General features: G+C 67.0%; 14 protein-coding genes. 10 read left to right on the plus strand and 4 right to left on the minus strand.

Going from position 1 to position 20177, the window contains the following annotated elements; translation table 11 throughout:
• The first annotated feature begins 19 nt into the window (after positions 1–19).
• From AC1AYR_RS02700 to eccCa, 3 genes are read left to right on the plus strand one after another with little or no spacing between them, the layout of a single operon-like run.
• On the plus strand, positions 20–1207 hold the full coding sequence (locus AC1AYR_RS02700) for a hypothetical protein (RefSeq protein ID WP_476511248.1): 1188 nt from the start codon (positions 20–22) through the stop codon (positions 1205–1207).
• On the plus strand, positions 1204–2289 hold the full coding sequence (locus tag AC1AYR_RS02705; protein WP_476511247.1) for an RDD family protein: 1086 nt from the start codon (positions 1204–1206) through the stop codon (positions 2287–2289). Before AC1AYR_RS02700 ends, AC1AYR_RS02705 begins: the two co-directional genes overlap by 4 nt.
• Positions 2289–6242 (plus strand): type VII secretion protein EccCa, encoded by a 3954-nt coding sequence (eccCa, locus tag AC1AYR_RS02710; RefSeq protein ID WP_476511246.1) that lies wholly within the window; start codon positions 2289–2291, stop codon positions 6240–6242. The genes AC1AYR_RS02705 and eccCa overlap by 1 nt, the downstream gene beginning before the upstream one ends.
• Here eccCa and AC1AYR_RS02715 read toward each other — a convergent pair.
• The 3 genes from AC1AYR_RS02715 to eccD are packed head-to-tail and all read right to left on the minus strand — an operon-like array spanning position 6194 to position 10385.
• Positions 6194–7546 carry a S8 family serine peptidase gene (locus AC1AYR_RS02715; protein WP_476555130.1) on the minus strand — a complete coding sequence of 451 codons (1353 nt, stop codon included), beginning with the start codon at positions 7544–7546 and terminating at the stop codon, positions 6194–6196. The two genes, eccCa and AC1AYR_RS02715, sit on opposite strands and share 49 nt — an antisense overlap.
• A gap of 5 nt (positions 7547–7551) precedes the next feature.
• On the minus strand, positions 7552–9033 hold the full coding sequence (eccB, locus tag AC1AYR_RS02720; RefSeq protein WP_476511244.1) for a type VII secretion protein EccB: 1482 nt from the start codon (positions 9031–9033) through the stop codon (positions 7552–7554).
• A gap of 41 nt (positions 9034–9074) precedes the next feature.
• Positions 9075–10385, minus strand: a complete 1311-nt coding sequence (eccD, locus tag AC1AYR_RS02725) for a type VII secretion integral membrane protein EccD (protein WP_476511243.1) — start codon at positions 10383–10385, stop codon at positions 9075–9077.
• A 498-nt stretch (positions 10386–10883) separates the two neighbouring features.
• Between eccD and glmM the strand changes: the two genes are divergently transcribed.
• Both glmM and AC1AYR_RS02735 read left to right on the plus strand, forming a co-directional pair.
• Positions 10884–12269, plus strand: a complete 1386-nt coding sequence (glmM, locus tag AC1AYR_RS02730) for a phosphoglucosamine mutase (protein ID WP_476511242.1) — start codon at positions 10884–10886, stop codon at positions 12267–12269.
• 23 nt (positions 12270–12292) lie between these two features.
• Positions 12293–12946 carry a peptide deformylase gene (locus AC1AYR_RS02735; RefSeq protein WP_476511241.1) on the plus strand — a complete coding sequence of 218 codons (654 nt, stop codon included), beginning with the start codon at positions 12293–12295 and terminating at the stop codon, positions 12944–12946.
• A gap of 89 nt (positions 12947–13035) precedes the next feature.
• Here the strand turns inward: AC1AYR_RS02735 and AC1AYR_RS02740 are convergent, their stop codons facing one another.
• The gene (locus AC1AYR_RS02740; protein ID WP_476511240.1) at positions 13036–14139 is read right to left on the minus strand and encodes a hypothetical protein; all 1104 of its coding nucleotides are present in this window, start codon (positions 14137–14139) and stop codon (positions 13036–13038) included.
• A gap of 481 nt (positions 14140–14620) precedes the next feature.
• Between AC1AYR_RS02740 and AC1AYR_RS02745 the strand changes: the two genes are divergently transcribed.
• The 5 genes from AC1AYR_RS02745 (at position 14621) to AC1AYR_RS02765 (ending at position 20155) form a co-directional block, all read left to right on the plus strand.
• Complete coding sequence (locus tag AC1AYR_RS02745; protein ID WP_476511239.1) at positions 14621–16312, plus strand: ABC transporter substrate-binding protein; 1692 nt, start codon at positions 14621–14623, stop codon at positions 16310–16312.
• Between the two features lie 10 nt (positions 16313–16322).
• On the plus strand, positions 16323–17291 hold the full coding sequence (locus AC1AYR_RS02750) for an ABC transporter permease (protein ID WP_476511238.1): 969 nt from the start codon (positions 16323–16325) through the stop codon (positions 17289–17291).
• Between the two features lie 248 nt (positions 17292–17539).
• Positions 17540–18379 carry an ABC transporter permease gene (locus AC1AYR_RS02755; RefSeq protein WP_476511341.1) on the plus strand — a complete coding sequence of 280 codons (840 nt, stop codon included), beginning with the start codon at positions 17540–17542 and terminating at the stop codon, positions 18377–18379.
• Positions 18369–19253: an ATP-binding cassette domain-containing protein gene (locus AC1AYR_RS02760; protein ID WP_476511237.1), complete on the plus strand. Its 885-nt coding sequence runs from the start codon at positions 18369–18371 to the stop codon at positions 19251–19253. Before AC1AYR_RS02755 ends, AC1AYR_RS02760 begins: the two co-directional genes overlap by 11 nt.
• 11 nt (positions 19254–19264) lie before the next feature.
• Positions 19265–20155, plus strand: a complete 891-nt coding sequence (locus AC1AYR_RS02765) for an ABC transporter ATP-binding protein (protein WP_476511236.1) — start codon at positions 19265–19267, stop codon at positions 20153–20155.
• Positions 20156–20177 lie beyond the last annotated feature (22 nt).

Below are 20177 nucleotides of genomic sequence, written 5' to 3' on the forward strand. Positions count from 1 at the left end.
ACGGATCGGGAGAGGGGCCATGGTGGCGGCGAAGGATGCATACGCGCGGCGTCAGGCGGACGGTGCCGTCGTCTGGACGTGCGTAAGCGTCGTTTGCCTGCTCGTCGCGGCGTTGGCGTTCGCCTCGCTCGCCGCACCTGCATCGTTGCCGGCTTGGGCGTCGACGCCGGACGGCATGGCCGTCATGGCGGTCGTCGACCTGCTCATGGCGTTGTTTGTGTTCGCCGTGATGTGCAGGGCGAACGGCGTGCTCGCCCATCTCCGATGGCATCACGATGTCGATTACGCCGGATCGTTCGCCGCGACCATATGCGCTTCGATCGCAGTGGGCGCGACGCTGGCACGCGTCATCCAGCTGGGACCGTTCACGCGGACGGTGCCGTTCGCCGTGTTCCTCGCCGGGGCGGTATGCGCCATGGACGCCGCATACGTGCAGTACGCCGCGTCGAATCGGATGACCGTCGCGTTGTCGCGTTTCGCGATCGCGGCGGGCGGCATCGTCGCCGTGTCGGTGGCGTTGACGGTCGAGGCGGGTGTGCCGGTGAGCGTGGTGGCTGCCGCCTGTTCGGTGGGCGGCGCATGGTACATGCACGCGCAGGCGAACGTCATCCTGCGGGTGCCGGACCGGTATCTGCTGGAATGGCGGCGGTACATGACGCAGAAGTGGACGGTCCGCGGTGTCGTCCCCAAGGAATCCCGGCCGCTTCGCACCGGCGACATCTCCGAGGACATGCGCATCTTCGGCGCGGAGTATACGGTCGGTCTCGTCGTCTCCCATCTCTATATGGTCGGCGGCTACGGCGTGATGTGCGTGACATTGCCCACGGACCCCGATCCGTTCATCACGGGCGGTTTCGCCGCATATTCCGTGCTGCTGCCATGCTACCTGCTGTTCAAGCCGCGTACCGCGGGCAGCATGCTGGAACGCATGCTCATGCGTTCGTGCGCTTCGCTCATGCCGTTGATGGGTCTCGTCGCCGCCTCCCGGCAGGAGTCATGGAACTGGCTCATGCCGTATCTCGTGTTCGCCGTGATCGGCATCGGCGTAATCGTCGCGGCGACCACGCTCGTCGTGTCCACCGGGTTCAAGTCGTTGATGCTGTCGCGCATCGGCGACTGGCTGGTGGCGTCGAGCGTCGCGCTGATGGGACCGGCGGCGTTCCTCGCCTCGAACGCCATGGATATGATCAGGGGGTTCATGTCATGACCGCTGCCGCCGTGCCGCAACGTCCGCGCGTACCCGCTCCCTCCGGGCCATCCGGTCCGGTGCCGCATGCCCCGGCGGCGCCGATGCCGGGATCGCCCGAGCCGCAGCCGGTGATCGGCGAAGGATACGGATACGCCTCCACCGGAAGACGCTTGGCGGCGTTGCTCATCGATGTGGCGTTCGTCGTCGTGGTCTGCGTCGCGGCGTTCCTGCTGTCGCATCGTGATCCGGCGATGACCGGATTGTGCGTGGCGCAGGCGGTCGCCTTCGACTGGGGATGGGAGGCCGCGCGGGGGCTCACGGTCGGCAAGGCCGTCATGGGATTGCGCGTGGTGCGCGCCACGAAGCATATCGACGAGCCGGGCGGGGGACTGTTGCCGCCCGGGATGCGGCGCGCCGTGGTGCGGACGGCTATCACTGTGCTGGGATGCGCGTTGGGACTGGTCGTGGCGGTCGGTCTGGAGACGTTGTCGGGAATCGACCGGATTCGTCACCGCGGTCCGCAGGATCGGATCAGCGGCACGTCCGTGATCGACGTGCGCACCAGATACGTCATGCCCGACGGCGGCGAGACTCCCGCTCTGCCGGACGGCACGGGGACGGCGGACGCCGCCTCGGGATTGACTCCGGTCCCCATGGTGCCGTCGATGCGGTCGGCCGCGTCCATACCGTTGCCCGCCGCACGGGCCGTGGTGCAGGGGGTTCCGGCCGCGGATGCCGCCGCGGCGAAGCAGGTGGCCGTGCTGTACTTCGAGAACGGCAAGGGCGTCCGTCTCGACATTCCCAGCCGCGCCCTGCTCGGACGCTATCCCGCGCCCGCCGATCCGCAGGACGTGCCCGTGCAGGTGCCCGATACCACCGGCACCATGTCGCGCACGCACGCCCTGCTGGAGATCACCGCGGGCAGGATGTGGATCACCGATCTGAACAGCACCAACGGCACGGCACTGCCCCGTGAGGATCAGGGCGGCATGACGCGTCTCGCCGCCGGCGCGCGCACCGAGATCCCCTTCGGTACGCGCATCTTCCTCGGTGACACGGCGATCAGCGTGAGTCTGTTGAAGAACAGGGAGAGAAGATGATGAGCGGCGACATGCAGCAGCAGGTTTCATCCCGCATCGACCAGCCGAAGGCACCGCACGGCAAGATCGTGCTGCAGGCGCCTCCCGAATTGGAGGCGAGCGACGGCATCAACACGCTGCTGACGATGCTCGTGCCGTTGCTCGGCAGCCTTTCGGCCATCGTGATGATGGTGATGTCCAATTCGGGCGTCACCGGATTCCTCACCGGCGGCATGTTCATGCTCTCCTCGGTGGGATTCGTGCTCGTCAACGGCGTGCGTCAGCGATCCCAGCGCAAGGCGAACCTCACGTCGTCGAGGCGTGAGTATCTCGCCTACCTCGCCGACCTGCGCACGACCGTGCGCACCGCCGCGAAGAAACAGCGGCGCGCGGAGCTGTGGAACGCCCCCGCCCCGGACGCGCTGGTCGCCATCGCGCAGGAGGGCGTCCGTCGTTGGGAACGCATCCCCACGGACGAGGATTTCCTCGACGTGCGCATCGGATCCGCCGAGGAACCGTTATGCCTCGCCCTCGAAGCCCCCGAACTGCCGCCGCTCGCGGAACTCGACCCGGTGTCCGCCTCGGCCGCCCACAGGTTCATGATGGCGCATCGGAACCTCAAGGACATGCCCTGCACGATCGACATACGCAAGTACAAGCGCATCGAAGTGCTCGGCGACGCCGACCAAGCCCAGAGCCTCGCGCGTACGATGCTTTGCCAGGCGGCCGTATGGCATGGTCCCGAATACCTGAAGATCGTCGTGATCGCGTCGAAATCCCAGCGGCGTGCATGGAGCTGGGTCGAGGATCTGCCGCAGGCGTGGAGCGACGAGGTCGAGGACGGCGTCCACGGTCATGGTCGTGCGATGCTCGCCTCCAGCGTCGAGGAGGCGAACCGTCTCATCGGCGACGACATCCTCCATCGCAGCCGGTTCACCGGCACCGGAGAGGCCACGCTGCCCCACCTGCTGGTCGTGCGCGACGGTTCCGTGCCGGTCGGCGACATCACGCACGGCGAGGACGGCAGCATCATCCGTCGTGACGGCTTCGACGGCGTGACCCTCATCGACCTGCCCGAGGAGTGGGGCGATCTGGAGGAGGACGACGTGCTGCGCATCATCTTCTCCCAATCCTCCATCGAAATGGGCTTGAATGTGGTACGCACGTCCACCGTGAACCAGATCGAGGCGATCACCACCGCCGGACGCGTGGCCATCTGCGAACCGGACGCCATCAGCGTGCAGGAGGCGTGCGCCGTCGCGTCCCGGCTCGAAACGGTGCCGCAGGCGGAACAGGACGAGGAAGGCAAGGAGAAGGCGTCGCATAAGAAGTCGTCCGAACTGGCCGATCTGCTCGGCATCGCCGACATCCACCACATCGACCTCAAACGGCTCTGGGCGTACAAGACCGGCAAGGACCGTCTGCGCGTCCCCATCGGCCTCAACGCGGACACCAGCACCACGTACCTCGACATCAAGGAGTCGGCCCAGTTCGGCATGGGCCCGCACGGCGTGCTCGTCGGCGCGACCGGATCGGGCAAATCCGAGGTGCTGCGCACGCTCGTCCTGTCGCTGGCGCTCACCCACAGTCCGGACCAGCTCAACTTCGTGCTCATCGACTTCAAGGGCGGCGCCACCTTCGCCGGCATGGAGGGGATGCCGCACATCTCGTCGATCATCACCAACCTCGGCGAGGAGGCGTCGCTCGTCGACCGTATGCAGGACGCGCTGACCGGCGAGATGACCCGCCGACAGGAGCTGCTGCGCAAGGCCGGCAACTTCGCCAACGTGTCCGACTACGAGAAGGCGAGACTCAACGGGCGCTCCGACCTGAAGCCGCTGCCCGCCCTGTTCGTGGTGTGCGACGAGTTCTCCGAACTGCTCGCCGCCAAACCCGACATCGTCGATTCGTTCGTGAACATCGGCCGACTCGGCCGTTCGCTGGAGGTGCATCTGCTCATCGCCTCCCAGCGTCTCGAAGAGGGCAAGCTGCGCGGCCTCGACTCGCACCTGTCGTACCGCATCGGCCTGCGCACGTTCTCCGCATCCGAGTCGCGCGCCGTGCTCGGCGTGCCGGACGCGTACACGCTGCCCAGCATTCCGGGCGTCGGCTATCTCAAGCCCGATCCGAGCACGATGATCCGCTTCCGCGCCTCCTACGTGTCCGGGCCGCCGAAGGGCGAGCCGGACACGAACCCCTCGAACTTCGATGTGGCCGTCGACCAGATGCGTCGGGCCGGCGGTACGCCTGCGCATCAGGTGTGGCTGCCTCCGCTGAACGTGCCGAACACGCTCGACGAGTTCTTCCCCGATCTGGCGGCGGTGCGCGGTTTCGGCCTCGTCTCCGCCTCCGGCCGCAAGGCCGGCTATCTGTCCGTGCCGGTCGCATTGGAGGACAAGCCGAAGGAGCAGAAGCGCGAGGTGCTGCGGCTCGACCTGTCCGGAGCGGGAGGCCACGTGGCCATCGCCGGCGGCCCGCTGACGGGCAAAAGCACGTTCATGCGCACGATGGTCGCCTCGCTCGCGCTCACCCACAGCCCGCTCGAAGTGCAGTGCTACGCCCTCGACCTGGGTGGCGGCACGTTCGCCGGCATGGAGGATCTCGCGCACATGGCGGGCGTGGCCCTGCGCGGCGACGACGAGCGCATCAACCGCATGCTCGCCGAGGTCGCCAGCATCATCAACGCGCGCGAACGCTACTTCAAGGCCAACCGGATCGACTCGATCGGCACCTACCGGCAGCTGCGTGCCAAAGGCAAGGCGGATGACGGCTATGGCGAGGTGTTCCTGTTCATCGACGGCTGGCAGAACTTCAAGACCGAATACGAGGATCTCCAGGCCAAGGTGCTCGACATCGTCTCACGTGGTCTGACGTTCGGCGTGCACGTGATCATCTCCACCAGCCGGTGGATGGATCTGCGCGCCAACATCAAGGATCTCATGGGCACGCGTCTCGAATTGAGGCTCGGCGACCCCGCCGACTCCGAAATCGACCGCAGGATCGCCGTGACCGTGCCGAAAGGTATGCCGGGACGCGGCCTCGCATCCAGCAAACGACACATCCTCGTCGCCCTGCCGCGCATCGACGGCGACCACCGGGCGGACACGATGGCCGACGGCATCAAGGACCTCATCGCCAAGGTGAACGCGGCGTGGAAGGGACCGAAGCCGCCGAAGCTGCGCCTGCTGCCCACACGGCTGGAACGCGGCGGATTCCTCAAGGGGATCCCGAAGCGTACGCTCGACGCGCGGTTCATCCTCGGCGTCGACGAGGCGGACCTCAAACCCGTCCTGCTCAACCCCCGCCGCTCCCCGCACATGTACGCGTTCGGCGACTCGCGTTCCGGCAAATCCTCGTTCCTGCGACTCGTCGCGCAGGAGATCGAACGCTACTACGACGCGAACGGCGGCAAGGCGAAGATCTTCCTCGTCGACTACCGGCGCGCGCTGCTCGACGAGGTGAGCGACAAGTATCTCGGCCAGTATCTCACCAACCACAACGAGACGTCCTCGGCGATGACCGAACTCGCCGAATTCCTCGCCACGCGCATCCCCGGCTCCGACGTCACCGCCGAACAGCTGCGGTCCCGCTCCTGGTGGACCGGCTCGGACGCCTACGTGCTCATCGACGACTACGATCTGGTCGCCACGTCGCGCGGCAATCCGATCCAGCCGTTGCAGCCGCTGCTCGCCCAAGCCTCCGACATCGGCCTGCACGTGTTCCTCGTGCGCCGCATGGGCGGCGCCAGCCGAGCCCTGTACGATCCCATCCTGCAGACCTTCCAGGATCTCGGCGTGACCGGCCTGCTGTTCTCCGGCGACCCGAACGAGGGCGCGCTGATCGGCAAAACGAAGCCGAAGCCGCTGGTTCCCGGCCGTGTGCAGGTGGTCAGCAGGGATTCCGGCACCTTCCTCGCGCAGCTCGCCTATGCGGCGTCCAAGATTCCCGAATCGGAGGACGACTCCGCCGACTGAGCGGCATCCAATCGGGTGGCATCCGACCGGGCGTCGTCGTCCGGCTTCCCGTCGCGCGCCACGCGCACCGCGACCAGCCCGATCGTCACGGTCACGGCCAGCACGCCTACGATTCCGGTCAGAATCATGGTCGGACGGTCGGGATCGGGCGAAGGGGTGACGAGGATGCGATGCGCGTCGGAGGTCGGCGGCGTCTCATAGGTCGTGTACTGGGAGTCCCGCGGGCCGCGCAGGCCATTCGCCAACGTGATCGTGATCGCACCATACGGGTTGAGCATGCCCCAGCCGCGCTGGTCGTCGCGCGCGTCCGGGTCGGGACGATTGCCCGCCGCCTCGATTCGCTCCATCCACTCCGAGGCGTCCTCGTCCGGATGCGCCTGCGCGACGAGCGCCGCCGCGCCGCTCGCATAGGCGGTGGCGTAGCTCGACGATGCGGCGTCGGGGGAGAACACGCAGTCGACGCCCTTCGGAATCGTCGACGTGACCGACATGCCCGGCGCGAGAATATCGACCTGAGGGCCGTTGATTGAATCGGCGGAGGTATGGAACGACGTGTCCGCCGCGGCGACGCCCAGCACGCCCGGCCATGAGGCCGGATACCGCGCCCCGTCCTGCGTGGACGACGATGTGGCGCGGTTGCCGGCGCTGGCGACCACCAGACTGCCCCTGTCCTGCGCGTACTGCACGGCGAACTGCAATGTGGCGCTCACCGTCACCGTGCTCTGCGAGATGTTGATGATCTGCGCGCCCTGATCGGCGGCGTAGCGGATGCCGTCGGCGAGCGTCTGCGCCGACGGGCCGCCCGAGGAATGGCTCTGCGAGTTGTCGATGCGGTCGTAGACGCGCACGGGCAGGATCGTGGCCTTCGGGGCGATGCCGACCAGCGACGAGCCGTTCACCTGCCGCGCCGCGATGATGCCTGCGATCACCGTACCGTGGCCGTAGTTGTCGGTACGGCCGTCGGGAGCTCCGTCGCCCGCCAGATTGACGCCGGGCAGGACCGCGTCGCCGTCAAGATGCGGATTGTTCGTGTCGACGCCGGAATCGACCACGGCGACGGTGATGCCGGAGCCGTCGCCCAACGCGCGTACCGCGCTCATGCCCAACGCCGATTCGGTCCACGGCGTGTCCGTGATGTAGTTGGTCTTGCCGATTTCGCAGCTCGATTCGGCGGCCGAGGCGGTCGGCGTCGTCATGGCGGACGGCAGGATCGTCAGAGCCGACAGGGCCGCCGCCACGGCGAGCGCTGCGGCCGTTCGGCGGAACCATCCGCGGCGGGGAAGAGGATGGGCGTATGGAAGCATCGTCGTCACTTCCCGTCGGTGCCGTCGCCGGAGGAATCCCCATCGGAGGAATCCCCGTCGGGATTGGTCGCGTCCTGCGTCTGCCGCCGCGTGTCCTGCGCGGTCACCTGAAGACCCGCGTTCTTGCTGCTCAGCGCCACGCCCACGTGGAACACGTTGATCCATGCGCGGGGGATGGGCGTGATGTCGCCCGTCTGATAGCCGAGACGCTTGAGCGTCTCCTCGTCGTCGTCGGGCACCGGATAGGCGACGCCCGTGCCGTCCACCACGTACAAGGTGCCCTGCTTGGCTTCGGAGGTGGACACGGTGCGGAACAGCGCGCCGGTGGCGTTCTGCACCGTGGTGCCGGAATCCGAGTGCTTCGGCCTGTTCCGCGGGTCACGGAACGTCACCATCGACACGCCGACGGAGGCGTCTTTCCTGCCGGTCTCGCCGTTCTTGAGCCGCGTGTCCAGAGCCACGCAGGGGGCGTCGCCCGAAGCCATGGCGGTGAGCCTGCGCTTCGGCCAGTCGTCGGGGACGACCGACGAGGTGGCGTTGCGGAATCCCGCCCGGCTCTGCTCCTGCGCGGTCATCGAAAGCGTCTTGCGCGACGCGGGCAGCGACAGCTTGTACATCTCCAGTGCCGCCCCGGTGAGCGGTGCGAGCGTGCCGTCCTTGAGGATCACGTACATGGTCGACTCGGATGAGGGGTCGGCGACGAGCGAGCCCACCGTATAGGAATCGCCTCCGACCTCGATCGTCGTTCCGGAACCGGGCACGCTGATGGGGCCGATGTCCGAGCCTCCGGCGAACAGGTCCAGCCACTGCGCGCTCGCCTTGGGGGCGCCGTCCAAAGTGAGCTGCCCGACGCCGAGGATACGCAGGGTGGCGTCGCGGATCAGTCCCTCGCGGGGCAGCCGGTGACGGGTGCCGTCGGCCAGCAGGTATCCGGTGCCGTCCACGTTGACCACCATGGCCTGCGTCGCGTCGACGGGCGTGACGAGGGCGTCGTCGGTGATGAGATTATCCGTGTCCGCATGCTCCGCGTCGAGACAACTGACCAGATGGCGCGACGCGAGACGGGAACGGTTAGGCAGGATGTCCGGCGCGCCGACGATGCCCACGCTCGAACCGACCGGAATGCCCTCCAGCTCGTCGTCGTCCACGGTGATGACCTTGTATTCGGACGAGGGGATGAGCAGGCGGGCGCTCGCCGTGTTGATGACGGGGTGGAGCACCCCGTTCACGCTGACGAATCGCGATGCCGTGTCCTTGCCGATGATCAGCTTGTTGTTGCTCCAATCCGACGGCAATCCCGGACTGATGATGCCGTAGAACACGCTCACCAGCACCATGATGGCGGTCAGACCGACGCCCACGGCCACGGGCATCAGCCCCTTTTTCGGCGTCAGCTCCTTGCCGTCCGGCATGCCCGAGGTGAACGCGGTGACGAGTCGGGCACGCGAATAGTTCTGCGCGTCCTGCAGATCCTTCTTGTTGGCCATGATCCAGCTCCCGGTCCTTCCTACGTTCCTTGCGGCCTCGCCTACAATCCCATCGCGAGGTACGCGAGCGGCAGCGTGGCCACCACGCATACGACGTTCGCCGTATCCGCGAGACGCGTCATCGCGATGGAATCACGCTTGGTGATCTGCGTGGCGATCACGCACAGCAGCGCGCACACGCAGAACACGCCGATCACGTACGAGGTCCATTCGGGGTGGGCTCTCGCGCACGCCGCGCACGCCAGGCAGATGCCGGCGCCGGCCATGACCACGGTGAGCAGCATCTCGGAACGCGCGTAGATGCGACGCGAATCGAGCAGCATGGCGGCGAACAACGCGAACGTAAGCAGCAGGCCCGCCACATTGCGTCCGGAGACGACGATCGGCACGCCGAGCACGATGATCGCGCCGGTGGCGGCACGCAGGTCGAACAACAGCGACGAGCCGAACCGGTAGCGTCGCCGCACCTCATGGGCGTCGATGGTCTTCGGCAGTGCGAAAATCTCCGATTCACTGGTCGGACTGTCCACCGAAAGACGCGAAGCGGACAGGCTCAGCCATGGCAGCGCCGTGGCCGCCAATCCGGTCAACGCCACGGCGGCGATCCACACGCGGCCGCTCCATTGCGGGAATATCGCGCACAGCGCGCCCAGCACCGTCACGATCAGACCGAGCAACGTCGGGATGGTGGCGTGGATGCGGGTCGCGGGCATCGTCAGGCATGCGAATGCGCCGGAGACCATCAGCCCGATGCCGGCGCCCAAAGCGGGAAGACCATAGAACGGGACGTCGAACAACGCTCCCATGAGCTGGTATCCGGATACGCCGGCGAGCGCGCAGGCGGTCATGGACAGGGCGAGGGCCTGCCGGTTCATGCGTCGGCTGGCCAATACGCCGCCGATGGCGAGCGCCGCGACGGCCGCCAATCCGGCGATCACGGCGTTGATGACGGATCTCGGGGCGAACGCCAGGCACGCCGCGCCGACGCCCAGCAGCACGCAGCTGACGATCAGCGAGGTCCATGTGGTGTTTTCGTTCGTCCATGGACGATGCATGCGGGACACGGAATCGGCGACCGCTTCGACCACGTCGTCGTAGACGACGTCCTGATCGTCGAGCGCGTTGACGCGCAGGGTGAGCCGGTCGCCGTCGCGCACGCCCTGTTCCGCGAGGGACGGGGGATTGTCGATCGGGGTCTCGTCCTCGCGCAGCAGGCGGTAGCCGGCGTACACGAGCGTGGGGTCGAGCACGCCGAGTCGTTTCGCGAGATCGGGCAGCAGCTCCGCCACCGGTCGTGCGGCCGGGATGCTGACTTTCGTTGATCTCCTGCCGTATGAGACGCGTACGACCATGCGTGAGGCATCGTTGCTTGCGTTCCTTGTCGGCGTATGGGGCCGTTGCGGAGGGATGTGCCGTTGCGTCTGTCGCGCTCGGCGGCCTGTTCCGGTCGTCGGTTTCGGCGCGGGGGTGCCGCCGGACGTGCCGGAACGGGCGGGGCGACGGTCGGTCGGGGAGTCGGGGGCGGTACGACGGACGGCGCCGGTGGAACGGCCGGCATGGCCGGCGGAACGGAAGACTTGGAGCGGTGCGGCAATGCCATGGCTCGGATTCCTCTTCTCTGCTGTGTTCCCGATTGGTCTTCCACCATTCTCTCACGACCATGGCCGTCGCGGGGCCTCACGCCCTGATTGTGGCCGAATTGAGAGGCAATCGGGCGGATCGGGTGATTTCCCGGCGTATGCCGATTACCATGGGGCAAGGTAATGGGGAGGTGCGTCTGCGCGTCGTGCGTCGTGCGGGTGCGCGTCTTCCCGAGGATGTCCGAACGCTCGAATGAAGGATGTAGAACAATGCCGAAGATGTTTGGAACCGATGGTGTTCGCGGTCTGGCGAACCGTGATCTGACCGCGCGTCTCGCGCTCGACCTGGGCGACGCCGCCGTGCGCGTGCTGGGCGACGCCGGCACCCAGGACGACAGGCCGGAGGGGCGTCGTCGCGCGCTCGTCGGCCGTGACACGCGCGTGTCCGGCGACTTCCTCGCCTCCGCGCTGTCCGCCGGCATGGCGGCAGGCGGCTTCGACGTGATCGACGCGGGCATCATCCCGACGCCGGGCGTCGCGTTCCTCACCTCCGTGCTCAACGTGGAGATGGGCGCCGTGATCTCCGCCTCCCACAACCCGATGACCGACAACGGCATCAAGTTCTTCGCACGCGGCGGCTTCAAGCTGCCCGATGCGAAGGAGGACGAGATCGAGGCGGTGCTCGGTCAGGACTGGGAGCGTCCGACCGGCGCCGGCGTGGGCCGCGTCAGCCATGACACGGTGACCGCCACCAACCTGTACATCGACCACCTCGTCTCCGCGATCGCCCCGCTCAACCCGGACAAGACGCAGCCGAAGCCGTTGCGCGGCCTCAAGATCGTCGCCGACTGCGCGAACGGCGCCACCTCCGTCGTCGCCCCCGAGGCACTGCGCCGCGCCGGTGCCGACGTGATCGTCATCAACGCCTCCCCGGACGGCTACAACATCAACAAGCACGCGGGCTCCACCCACCCGGAGCAGCTGCAGGCCATGGTCAAGGCCACCGACGCGGTCATGGGAGTCGCGTTCGACGGCGATGCCGACCGCTGCCTCGCGGTGGACGAGGACGGCAACATGGTCAACGGAGACCAGATCATGGGCATCCTCGCACGCGCGAAGAAGGAGGCGGGCAAGCTCGCCGACAACACGCTCGTCGTCACCGTGATGAGCAACCTGGGTCTGAAGCTCGCTTTGAAGGACATGGGCATCAAGACCGTGCAGACCGCCGTCGGCGACCGCTACGTGCTCGAGGAGATGCTGCGCGGCGGCTACACGCTGGGCGGCGAACAGTCCGGCCACGTCATCAACCGCGAGTTCGCGACCACCGGCGACGGCACGTTGACCGCCCTCACCCTGTGCAATGAGGTCGTCCGCTCCGGCAAGAGCCTCAAGGAGCTGGCCGCCGACTTCCCGCAGCTGCCGCAGACGCTCGTCAACGTGCCGAACGTCGACAAGATGGCCGCCACGACCAACGCCAAGGTGCAGGCCGCCGTCGAACGCGAGGAGAAGCTGCTCGGCGAGACCGGCCGCGTGCTGCTGCGCCCCTCCGGCACCGAGCCGCTCGTGCGCGTCATGGCCGAGGCCGCCACGCAGGAGCAGGCCGACGAAGTGTGCGAGCGCCTCGCCAAGGTCGTCGCCGACGAGCTCGCCCTGTAGCCCCTGTAGGAGGACACGCGTATATGTTCGGCAAGAACACGAAGGTCGACCTCGCGCTCAACCGTGACGTCGAGAAGCTCATCAAATCCGGCGGCACGGAAGGCATCCTGCCGATCGTCGAAGCCGGCGAACCGGTGTTGCGCATCGAATGCGCCGCCTACGACGGGCAACTGTCCAAGCGCACGCTGGCGAAGCTCATCGATGCGATGCGCGCCACAATGCTCGACGCGCCCGGCGTGGGCCTCGCAGGCCCGCAGATCGGGCTCGGTCTCGCGCTCGCCGTCGTCGAAGACCATGTGCGTGACGACGAGGACGATCCGCGTGAGATCGCGGAATTCCCGTTCCACGTGATCATCAACCCGAAGTACACGCCGGTGGGGGAGAAGACCGCCAGTTTCTACGAGGGCTGCCTGAGCTTCGAAGGCTACCAGGCGGTGCGCCGCCGCTGGCTCGACATCACGGCCGAATGGGATGACGAGGACGGCAACCATCACAAGGAGCAGCTGCACGGTTGGCCGGCGCGCATCTTCCAGCACGAGACCGATCATCTGAGCGGCGAGCTCTACATCGACCGGGCGGAGATCCGTTCCCTGACCACCACGGAGAACCTCGAGGACTTCTGGTGCGAGGATCCGGTGCCCACCGCGGCGGCCGAGGAGCTCGGCTTCGAACTGTAGGCGGCGGGTTCTCGGGAATCGTCGTGGAGGGTGTGCGCCGGTGATGCGGCCGCACGCCCTCCACGGTATCGTGGAGGGAGATCAGCCCATCAGCCCGTGCACTGCTTGTTATGCACGCGTTCGGCCGCCTGATCGCTCGCGTCCGACATCGTGTACTCGGGGAAATCCTGGATGTTGCGTTGCAGATTGTCGCGATTGCCGCCGAGATATTTCAGCGCGTAGCTGTTCGCCAGCGCCTCGCCGTTCACGCCGACCGGAGGTCGTGTCGTGCCGCACTGCTGGTAGACGAGCGCGTGTCCCATCTCGTGTTTGATCACGTCCGCGTAGTACGGCGTCGTGATGTTGGTCGAATAGCCGGCGTGCGCCTGATTCACGTAGATCACGCGGGGATTCGCCGAACAGAACGCCGCCATCGTGTATTCGTCGCTGCCGGAGCGCGAACAATACTGGTAGATCTGCTGGAAATCGTAGTTGGCGGACAGTCCGGCCGCTGTGATGATGTTCTCGCCGACGCTCAGATACGTGCCGTCGCCACCCGCCGTGACCGGCACCGACCGGATCGCGTTCTCCACGTCGGAGATGGTCTGTTCGGGAGGTGCCCCGCCGTCGGACTCGTAGACGGAACCGTCCGAGCGTGTGATGCGGATGGTGATGTCGAAGCTTTCGTGCGCGTTGAGTTTGCGCTCGTACTCCTTCACCTCGTTCGTTTTCGCCTCGTAGATGTCGTCGAGTTCGTCGACGTCGGTGGTGATCTCGCAGCCGAAGCGCAGCGCCGCCTTGCGGTCGGTGATGATGATCAGGAAATCGTGTATGTAGTCGGCGGACTCCTGCGTGGCCGGCAGGTTGAGATCGGTGAAGATCGTGCCCGCGTCGATTTTCTGCGTGTACTTGTCGTATGTGTCGTTCACAAGCTGCGAATACGAGACGTACTGTCGTGACGCGGAGCAGGGAACGATGTCCCCGCCATCGTCCGGTAAGGTGCCGCCATCCCCGGAATCCGAACCGGAACCCGAGCCGGAATCCCCTCCCGATGCGCCGCCGAGACCGTCTCCCGACGATCCGCCGGAATCCCCGGTCCCGCTGTCGAGTCCGCTGGTGATCTCCTGCGTGAGACTGTGCACCTTCCAAGCCACGCCGGCGAATACGAGACCGACCGCCAGCAGCACGACCACCACCGCCGAGATGGCCACCACGGCCACCGTCGTACCGTTGCTTTTCCGTGCAGGTCTTCGTGGCGGCGGTGCCGGGCCGCCATACGGGTATTGCGGTCCATATCGGTTCGGATACTGCGGCCCTCCGGAATATCGCCCGTTCGGGTATTGCGGCCCGTTCGGATGGTTTCCGTTCGGATACTGCGGGTATTGCGGCCCTGGATATTGCGGCGGCGGATATGGTTGGCTCATCTGATGTTCCCCTCTCGCATGTCCCCGTTGAACATGACTGTTCCTCCAGCATACCGCCGCGGACGAGGAAGCGCCATCCTCGCACAAGCGGGGCGTGAGGCGGACGCGCACGGTCGGCGGCGGCGTGGTCTATAGTGGGACGCGGTGATCGACCCTATGGGCGGTCAACCATGAACACCACGACGGAAACGCGGGCCACGCGTGCGCGAGCATGCCCGACGCGCGGCCGGACGATGGCGCATGACAGACAGGAACCATAAGGGAGCATTGCATGTCCCAGCATGATGGTGTGCACGGCGAGGCCGGCGCAACCAATGAAGACAAGACCGGTGCGGGTGAACCGGAGCGTGCCGCCGGAGCGGCCAGCACTGACGCGAGCCTCGAAGGCCGCGCGAAATCATCGAAACGAGGCGGCGGCAAGTCGAAGGCGTGGCTGTGGTCGCTGATCGCGGTCATCGTCGTCGCGGCGCTCGTCGTCGGCGTCAACGCGTTCTTCACGAACAAGCAGGACGGCGGCGCGGACGGCACAGGAGCAGGCGCCTCCGCGGCGAAGACCGCCGACACCGTCTCGATCGGCCTCAAGCTCGCCCCCGTCAACCTCGACATCCGCCATCAGTCCGGATCGGCGCTCGAACAGATCCTCATCGGCAACGTGTACGAAAGCCTCGTCTCCCGCGGCTCCGACAACAAGGTGCATCCGGGCCTCGCCACAAGCTGGGACGTCTCCAAGGACGGCCTCACCTACACGTTCCACATCAACGACCACATGAACTTCTCCAATGGCGACACTCTCGACGCCGAGGACGTGGCCTGGTCCATCAACGAACTCAAGGCGAAGCAGTACTACAACTACGATCAGGTGAAGAACCTCGACAAGGCCGAGGCCGTCGACGCGCATACGGTCAGGCTCACCCTGACCGCGCCCGACTCGAACATGCTGTGGTACCTGACCGGCCGACCCGGCCTCGTCTACGACAAGGACGCGAAGTGGGACGAGAAGACCGGCGCGCTCGGCTCCGGCCCGTACACGGTCGAATCCTTCGACCCGAGCGACAAGATCGTGTTCAAGGCCAACCCGAAGTATTGGGGCACCGCGCACAAGGCGAAGACCGAGAACGTGATCATCCGCTTCCTGCCCGACGACAACGCCGGCATCAACGCGCTGAAATCCGGCGACGTGCAGGTGCTCTCGCCGATCACCGCGACCCTCGCCCAACCGTTCCGCGACGATCCGAACTACGTGGTCAAGGCCGGCGACGGCTCCGACAAGTTCGTGCTCGCCTTCAATATGACCGACGCCAAGCTCACGGACAAGCGCGTGCGCCAGGCCATCCGGTACGGCATCGACCACCAGCAGCTCATCGCCTCGCGCGGCGGCGTCGATGCGAAGCTCGGCGGCCCGATCCCCAAGGTCGACCCCGGCTACGAGGATCTGACCGGCGTCTACCCGCACGACGTGGCCAAGGCGAAGCGGCTGATGAAGGCCGCCGGCTACAGCGAGTCGAAACCGCTTGAGCTCACCCTCACCTACGCGAACGTGTACGGCAGCGAACTCGGCGATCAGCTGAAGAGCCAGCTGAAGCCCATCGGCATCGACCTCAAGATCAACTACGTGGAGTTCTCCACCTGGCTGCAGGACGTGCATACGAACGGCGACTATGAGCTCTCCCTCGTCGACCACGCCGAAAGCCATGACTTCTACAAGTGGGCCACGCCGAGCTACTACTACCACTACGACTCCAAGCAGGTGCAGGACCTCTACGCGAAGGCGCTCGCCGCCACAACGGACGAGGAGGCCTCGGACTATCTCGCCAAGGCCGCGAAGATCGTCTCCGAGGACGCCCCCGCCGACTGGCTGTTCTCCTGGCGCGTCACCATCGCCTACGCCAAGGGCGTCCACGGATTCCCGCAGAACCTCAGCCAGACCGTGCTGCCCCTGTGGCGGATCGTCTACGAGAAGTGACGGGGCGGCCATGCGATTCGTGATACGACGGCTGCTGCTGTTCGCTGTTGCCCTGTTCGGCATCTCCGTGCTCGTGTTCGCCGCGTTGCGCATCCTGCCCGGCGACGTGGCCGTCGTCATGGCCGGTACCAATGCGACCGCCTCGCGCGTGGCCGAACTGCGCGCCGAATTCGGTCTCGACCGCCCGTACCCGGTCCAATACCTCGACTGGGCGGGCGGGTTGCTGCATGGCGACCTCGGCGTATCCGCGCTGACCGGTCGCGCGGTCGCCGCACAGGTGGGCGCGCGCGCCGCGATCACGTTCCCGCTCATCATCATGAGTCTCGTCGTCGCGCTCGTCGTCGGCCTGCCGCTCGGCTGCGCCGCCGTCATCACCAGGAACCCTCGACTGCGCGGATTCTTCCACGTACTCGCCATTGTGGGCGGTGCCGTGCCCGCCCTGTGGAGTGGTCTGCTGCTGCTCCTCCTGTTCGGTCAGGGCGTGGGTCTGCTCGGTGTGCTGCCGTCACAGGGATTCCCCGCCGACGGTTGGTCGGGCGCGCCCGGACGCGCGTTCGTCTCGCTCATCCTGCCCGCGCTCGCCACAGGATTCGTTGCGGCCGCCGGCATCATGCGCTACACGCGCGCCGCCCTGGAGGACATCGCCGCCGACGGCGGCCCGGTAGACATGGCGATGGCGTGCGGCATGACACGCACGCAGGCGCTGCTGCGCGTGGGGCTCCGCCTCGCCACCCCGCAGCTCGTCTCCGTCGTCGGCCTGACGTTCGCCTCGATGATCACCGGCGTGATGGTCATCGAGAACCTGTTCGCCCTGCCCGGACTCGGCGCGCTGCTCGTCGGCGACGTCGGCAACCGCGACCTCGTCGCCGTGCAAAGCGAACTGTTCTTGCTGGCCGCGTTCTTCCTGACACTCGGCCTCATCGTCGACCTCGCGCACCGCGCGCTCGACCCACGTCTCGCCGCCGGAGAGGAGGCATGATGACAGGGCATGACATTCCGCCCGTCGACCACCCCCAGTCGGCCGCGCCGACAGCCCCCGCCAGCGGGGGCGGAGAGGTTATATCCATCGGCAATGGTGATGTCCTCCCGCTGGCGGGAGGTTCGAACGGGAGACTGCCCCGGCTCCGACACCGCGGGGGCGGTATTGGGAATGTCCTCCCGCTGGCGGGAGGTGGCGCGCAGCGTCGGAGGGTGGTCTCACGGCGTATCGCCGTGATCGTGCGCACCATGTGGTCGCATGGCGCCGGACGATACGCGCTCGTCGCACTTGGCATCTGGCTGCTCGTCGCGCTCGTCTCCCTGTTCTGGACGCCGCAGCCGCTGCTGAAGACCGACGGATACCACGTGTGGGCCGTGCCGTCCGCCTCGCACTGGCTCGGCACCGACGGCACCGGCGCCGACGTGCTCAGCTGGCTCATGGCCGGCTCACGTACGAACCTCGTCATCGCCCTGCTCACCGTCGTCTGCTCGGGTGCGCTGGGACTGCTGCTCGTCGGACTCATGGTCGCGCGTTCGCGCGCGCTCGCCTCCGTATCCGTCGCCGTCGCCGACGCGCTCATCTCCATCCCCACCGTGCTCATCGCGCTCCTGCTCGCCGTGCCGTTCGGCGCGTCCGCCGCGGTCGTCGTCGGCGCCTGCTCGATCGCCTACGGGCTGAACCTCGCCCGCGTCGCCCGCCCCGCCGCCCTGCTCGCCGCGCGCTCGCAGTACGTCGAATCGGCACGCTCGAACGGCATGGGCGGATTCGGCGTGCTCGTGCGGCATATCGTGCCGAACATCACGCCGGTGCTCGCCGTGCAATTGTCCATGTCCGCCGGCACGTCCGTGCTCGCCGAGGCGGGACTCACGTATCTCGGCGTCGGCGTCGGCGCCGGCGTGCCCAGTTGGGGGCATTCGCTCGCCACCTCGGTCAAACTCATCAACGTGTTCCCGCTGACCGTCCTGTGGCCGGGCCTCGTCGTCACGCTCGCCGTCGTCGCATTGAACCTGTTCGGCGACGCGCTGCGCGACGCCGCCGACCCGGTCGCGAATCCCGCGTTGCGAGAGGAGGCAACCGATGGCCGTTGACATCCGTGACCTGCACGTCACGCTCGGCGCGAAGGAGATCGTGCACGGCGTGGACCTGCATATCGGCGACGGTGAGCGCGTCGGACTCATCGGATCGTCCGGCTCCGGCAAGTCGATGATCGCGAAGTCGCTGCTGGGACTGCTGCCGCGCGAGGCGGCGCTGCGCGGCGACATCGTGATGGGCGATACGGCGATTCTGGCATCGGGAGCCGCGGACGCTGCGGGAACCGCGACGGACAACCGTGGCGGTTCCCGCAGAGGGCGTGACGGGCATGACGGCCGGAGCGGTGGCTCATCCGTCTACGCGGACGAGCGTGCGCTCGCCGACCTGCGCGGACGATACGTGGGCGTCGTGTTCCAGAATCCGACGCGCGCGCTCAATCCGGTGATGACCGTCGCGCAGATCGTCGGATTGCCGCTCTACCTGCATTACGATCTGACGGCCGCCGAACGCGCGGAACGCGTCAAGGCGATGCTTGACAAGGTCGGTTTGCCGCAGGACGTGTTGCGCAAACGGCCGCACGAACTGTCCGGCGGTCAACGGCAGCGCGTCGGCATCGCCGCGGCGCTCATCACCTCGCCACGCCTCATCGTCGCCGACGAGCCGACCACCGCGCTCGACTCGATTACGCAACGTCAGATCGTCGACCTGCTCGTCTCGCTCGTCGACGATGCAGGTGCATCCATGCTGTTCATCACCCACGATTTCGCCGTGCTGCAACGCGCCACCACACGCTGCTACGTGTTGGACGAGGGGCGCATCGTCGAATCCGGCGAGACCGCCGACCTGCTCGCCGCGCCCGAGACGGTACCGACCCGCGAGCTCGTCGCCGCGGCCCGCACGCTCACGCTTGATTCGGATCATGCCGGCTGAGGGGGATTACCATGATTGACCACAATGAATCCGCTGTCGTCGCCGCACCCATCCCGGCCTCCGACATGCCGCTGCTGTCGGCGCGGAACATCGACGCATCCTTCGCGACGCGCGACATGCGCGCCGGGGTGGCCGGATTGTTCGCGCCGAAACGCCGCCGGCAGGTGTTGTCCGACGTGTCCGCCGAGGTGCGCGCGGGGGAGTGCCTCGCCGTGATCGGCGCGTCCGGTTCGGGCAAGACCACATTGACGCGCATCATGCTGGGGCTTGACGCCGCCGATTCGGGTGAGATCATCTACCGGGGGCAGGCCGTCGCACACGGTTCGGCCGGCATGAAGGCCCTGCGCGCCGAATCGTCCATCGTGTTCCAGGACCCGTACGGCTCGCTTGACCCGCGGTGGACGGTCGAACGTTCCGTGTCCGAACCGTTGTGGCTGCGCCGCCGTGCGCTCGGCTATGCGTTCGACGAGGTCGGCGCGAAGACCGTGCAGGCGCTGGCGCGCGTCGGCCTCGACCCGCGCGAGTTCCTGGACCGATACCCGTGCGACCTGTCCGGGGGGCAGGCGCAGCGCGTCGCCATCGCGCGTGCCATCGTCAACGAACCGAGGGTGATTCTCGCCGATGAGCCGATGAGCGCCATCGACGTGGCCGCCCGCGTGCGGATTCTCGAAACGCTGCAATCGATCGTGCACGGCGTGGGGGCGGACGGTGCGACCACAGCCCCGGTCGAACGCCCTGCGCTGATCGTCGTATCGCACGATCTGGGCGTGGTCCAGCACATCGCCGACCGCATCCTCGTGCTGCATGACGGTCGTGTAGAGGAGACCGGTCCTACGGCGCAAGTGCTCGGATGCCCGCGATCCGACTACACGCGCCGTCTCATCGAGGCCGCCTCGCTGTGACGTATTGCGTGTGTTGCGTTCG

It is taken from the genome of Bifidobacterium sp. LH_417 (assembly GCF_056357035.1).

Excerpts from the sequence above, each read along its gene's own strand:
- eccCa (WP_476511246.1), top strand. The coding sequence starts at position 2,289 with ATGAGCGGCGACATGCAGCAGCAGGTTTCATCCCGCATCGACCAGCCG.
- AC1AYR_RS02760 (WP_476511237.1), top strand. The coding sequence starts at position 18,369 with ATGGCCGTTGACATCCGTGACCTGCACGTCACGCTCGGCGCGAAGGAG.
- AC1AYR_RS02700 (WP_476511248.1), top strand. The coding sequence starts at position 20 with ATGGTGGCGGCGAAGGATGCATACGCGCGGCGTCAGGCGGACGGTGCC.
- AC1AYR_RS02715 (WP_476555130.1), bottom strand. The coding sequence starts at position 7,546 with ATGCTTCCATACGCCCATCCTCTTCCCCGCCGCGGATGGTTCCGCCGA.
- AC1AYR_RS02745 (WP_476511239.1), top strand. The coding sequence starts at position 14,621 with ATGTCCCAGCATGATGGTGTGCACGGCGAGGCCGGCGCAACCAATGAA.
- AC1AYR_RS02705 (WP_476511247.1), top strand. The coding sequence starts at position 1,204 with ATGACCGCTGCCGCCGTGCCGCAACGTCCGCGCGTACCCGCTCCCTCC.
- AC1AYR_RS02750 (WP_476511238.1), top strand. The coding sequence starts at position 16,323 with ATGCGATTCGTGATACGACGGCTGCTGCTGTTCGCTGTTGCCCTGTTC.
- glmM (WP_476511242.1), top strand. The coding sequence starts at position 10,884 with ATGCCGAAGATGTTTGGAACCGATGGTGTTCGCGGTCTGGCGAACCGT.
- AC1AYR_RS02755 (WP_476511341.1), top strand. The coding sequence starts at position 17,540 with ATGTGGTCGCATGGCGCCGGACGATACGCGCTCGTCGCACTTGGCATC.
- AC1AYR_RS02765 (WP_476511236.1), top strand. The coding sequence starts at position 19,265 with ATGATTGACCACAATGAATCCGCTGTCGTCGCCGCACCCATCCCGGCC.
- eccB (WP_476511244.1), bottom strand. The coding sequence starts at position 9,033 with ATGGCCAACAAGAAGGATCTGCAGGACGCGCAGAACTATTCGCGTGCC.
- AC1AYR_RS02735 (WP_476511241.1), top strand. The coding sequence starts at position 12,293 with ATGTTCGGCAAGAACACGAAGGTCGACCTCGCGCTCAACCGTGACGTC.
- eccD (WP_476511243.1), bottom strand. The coding sequence starts at position 10,385 with ATGGTCGTACGCGTCTCATACGGCAGGAGATCAACGAAAGTCAGCATC.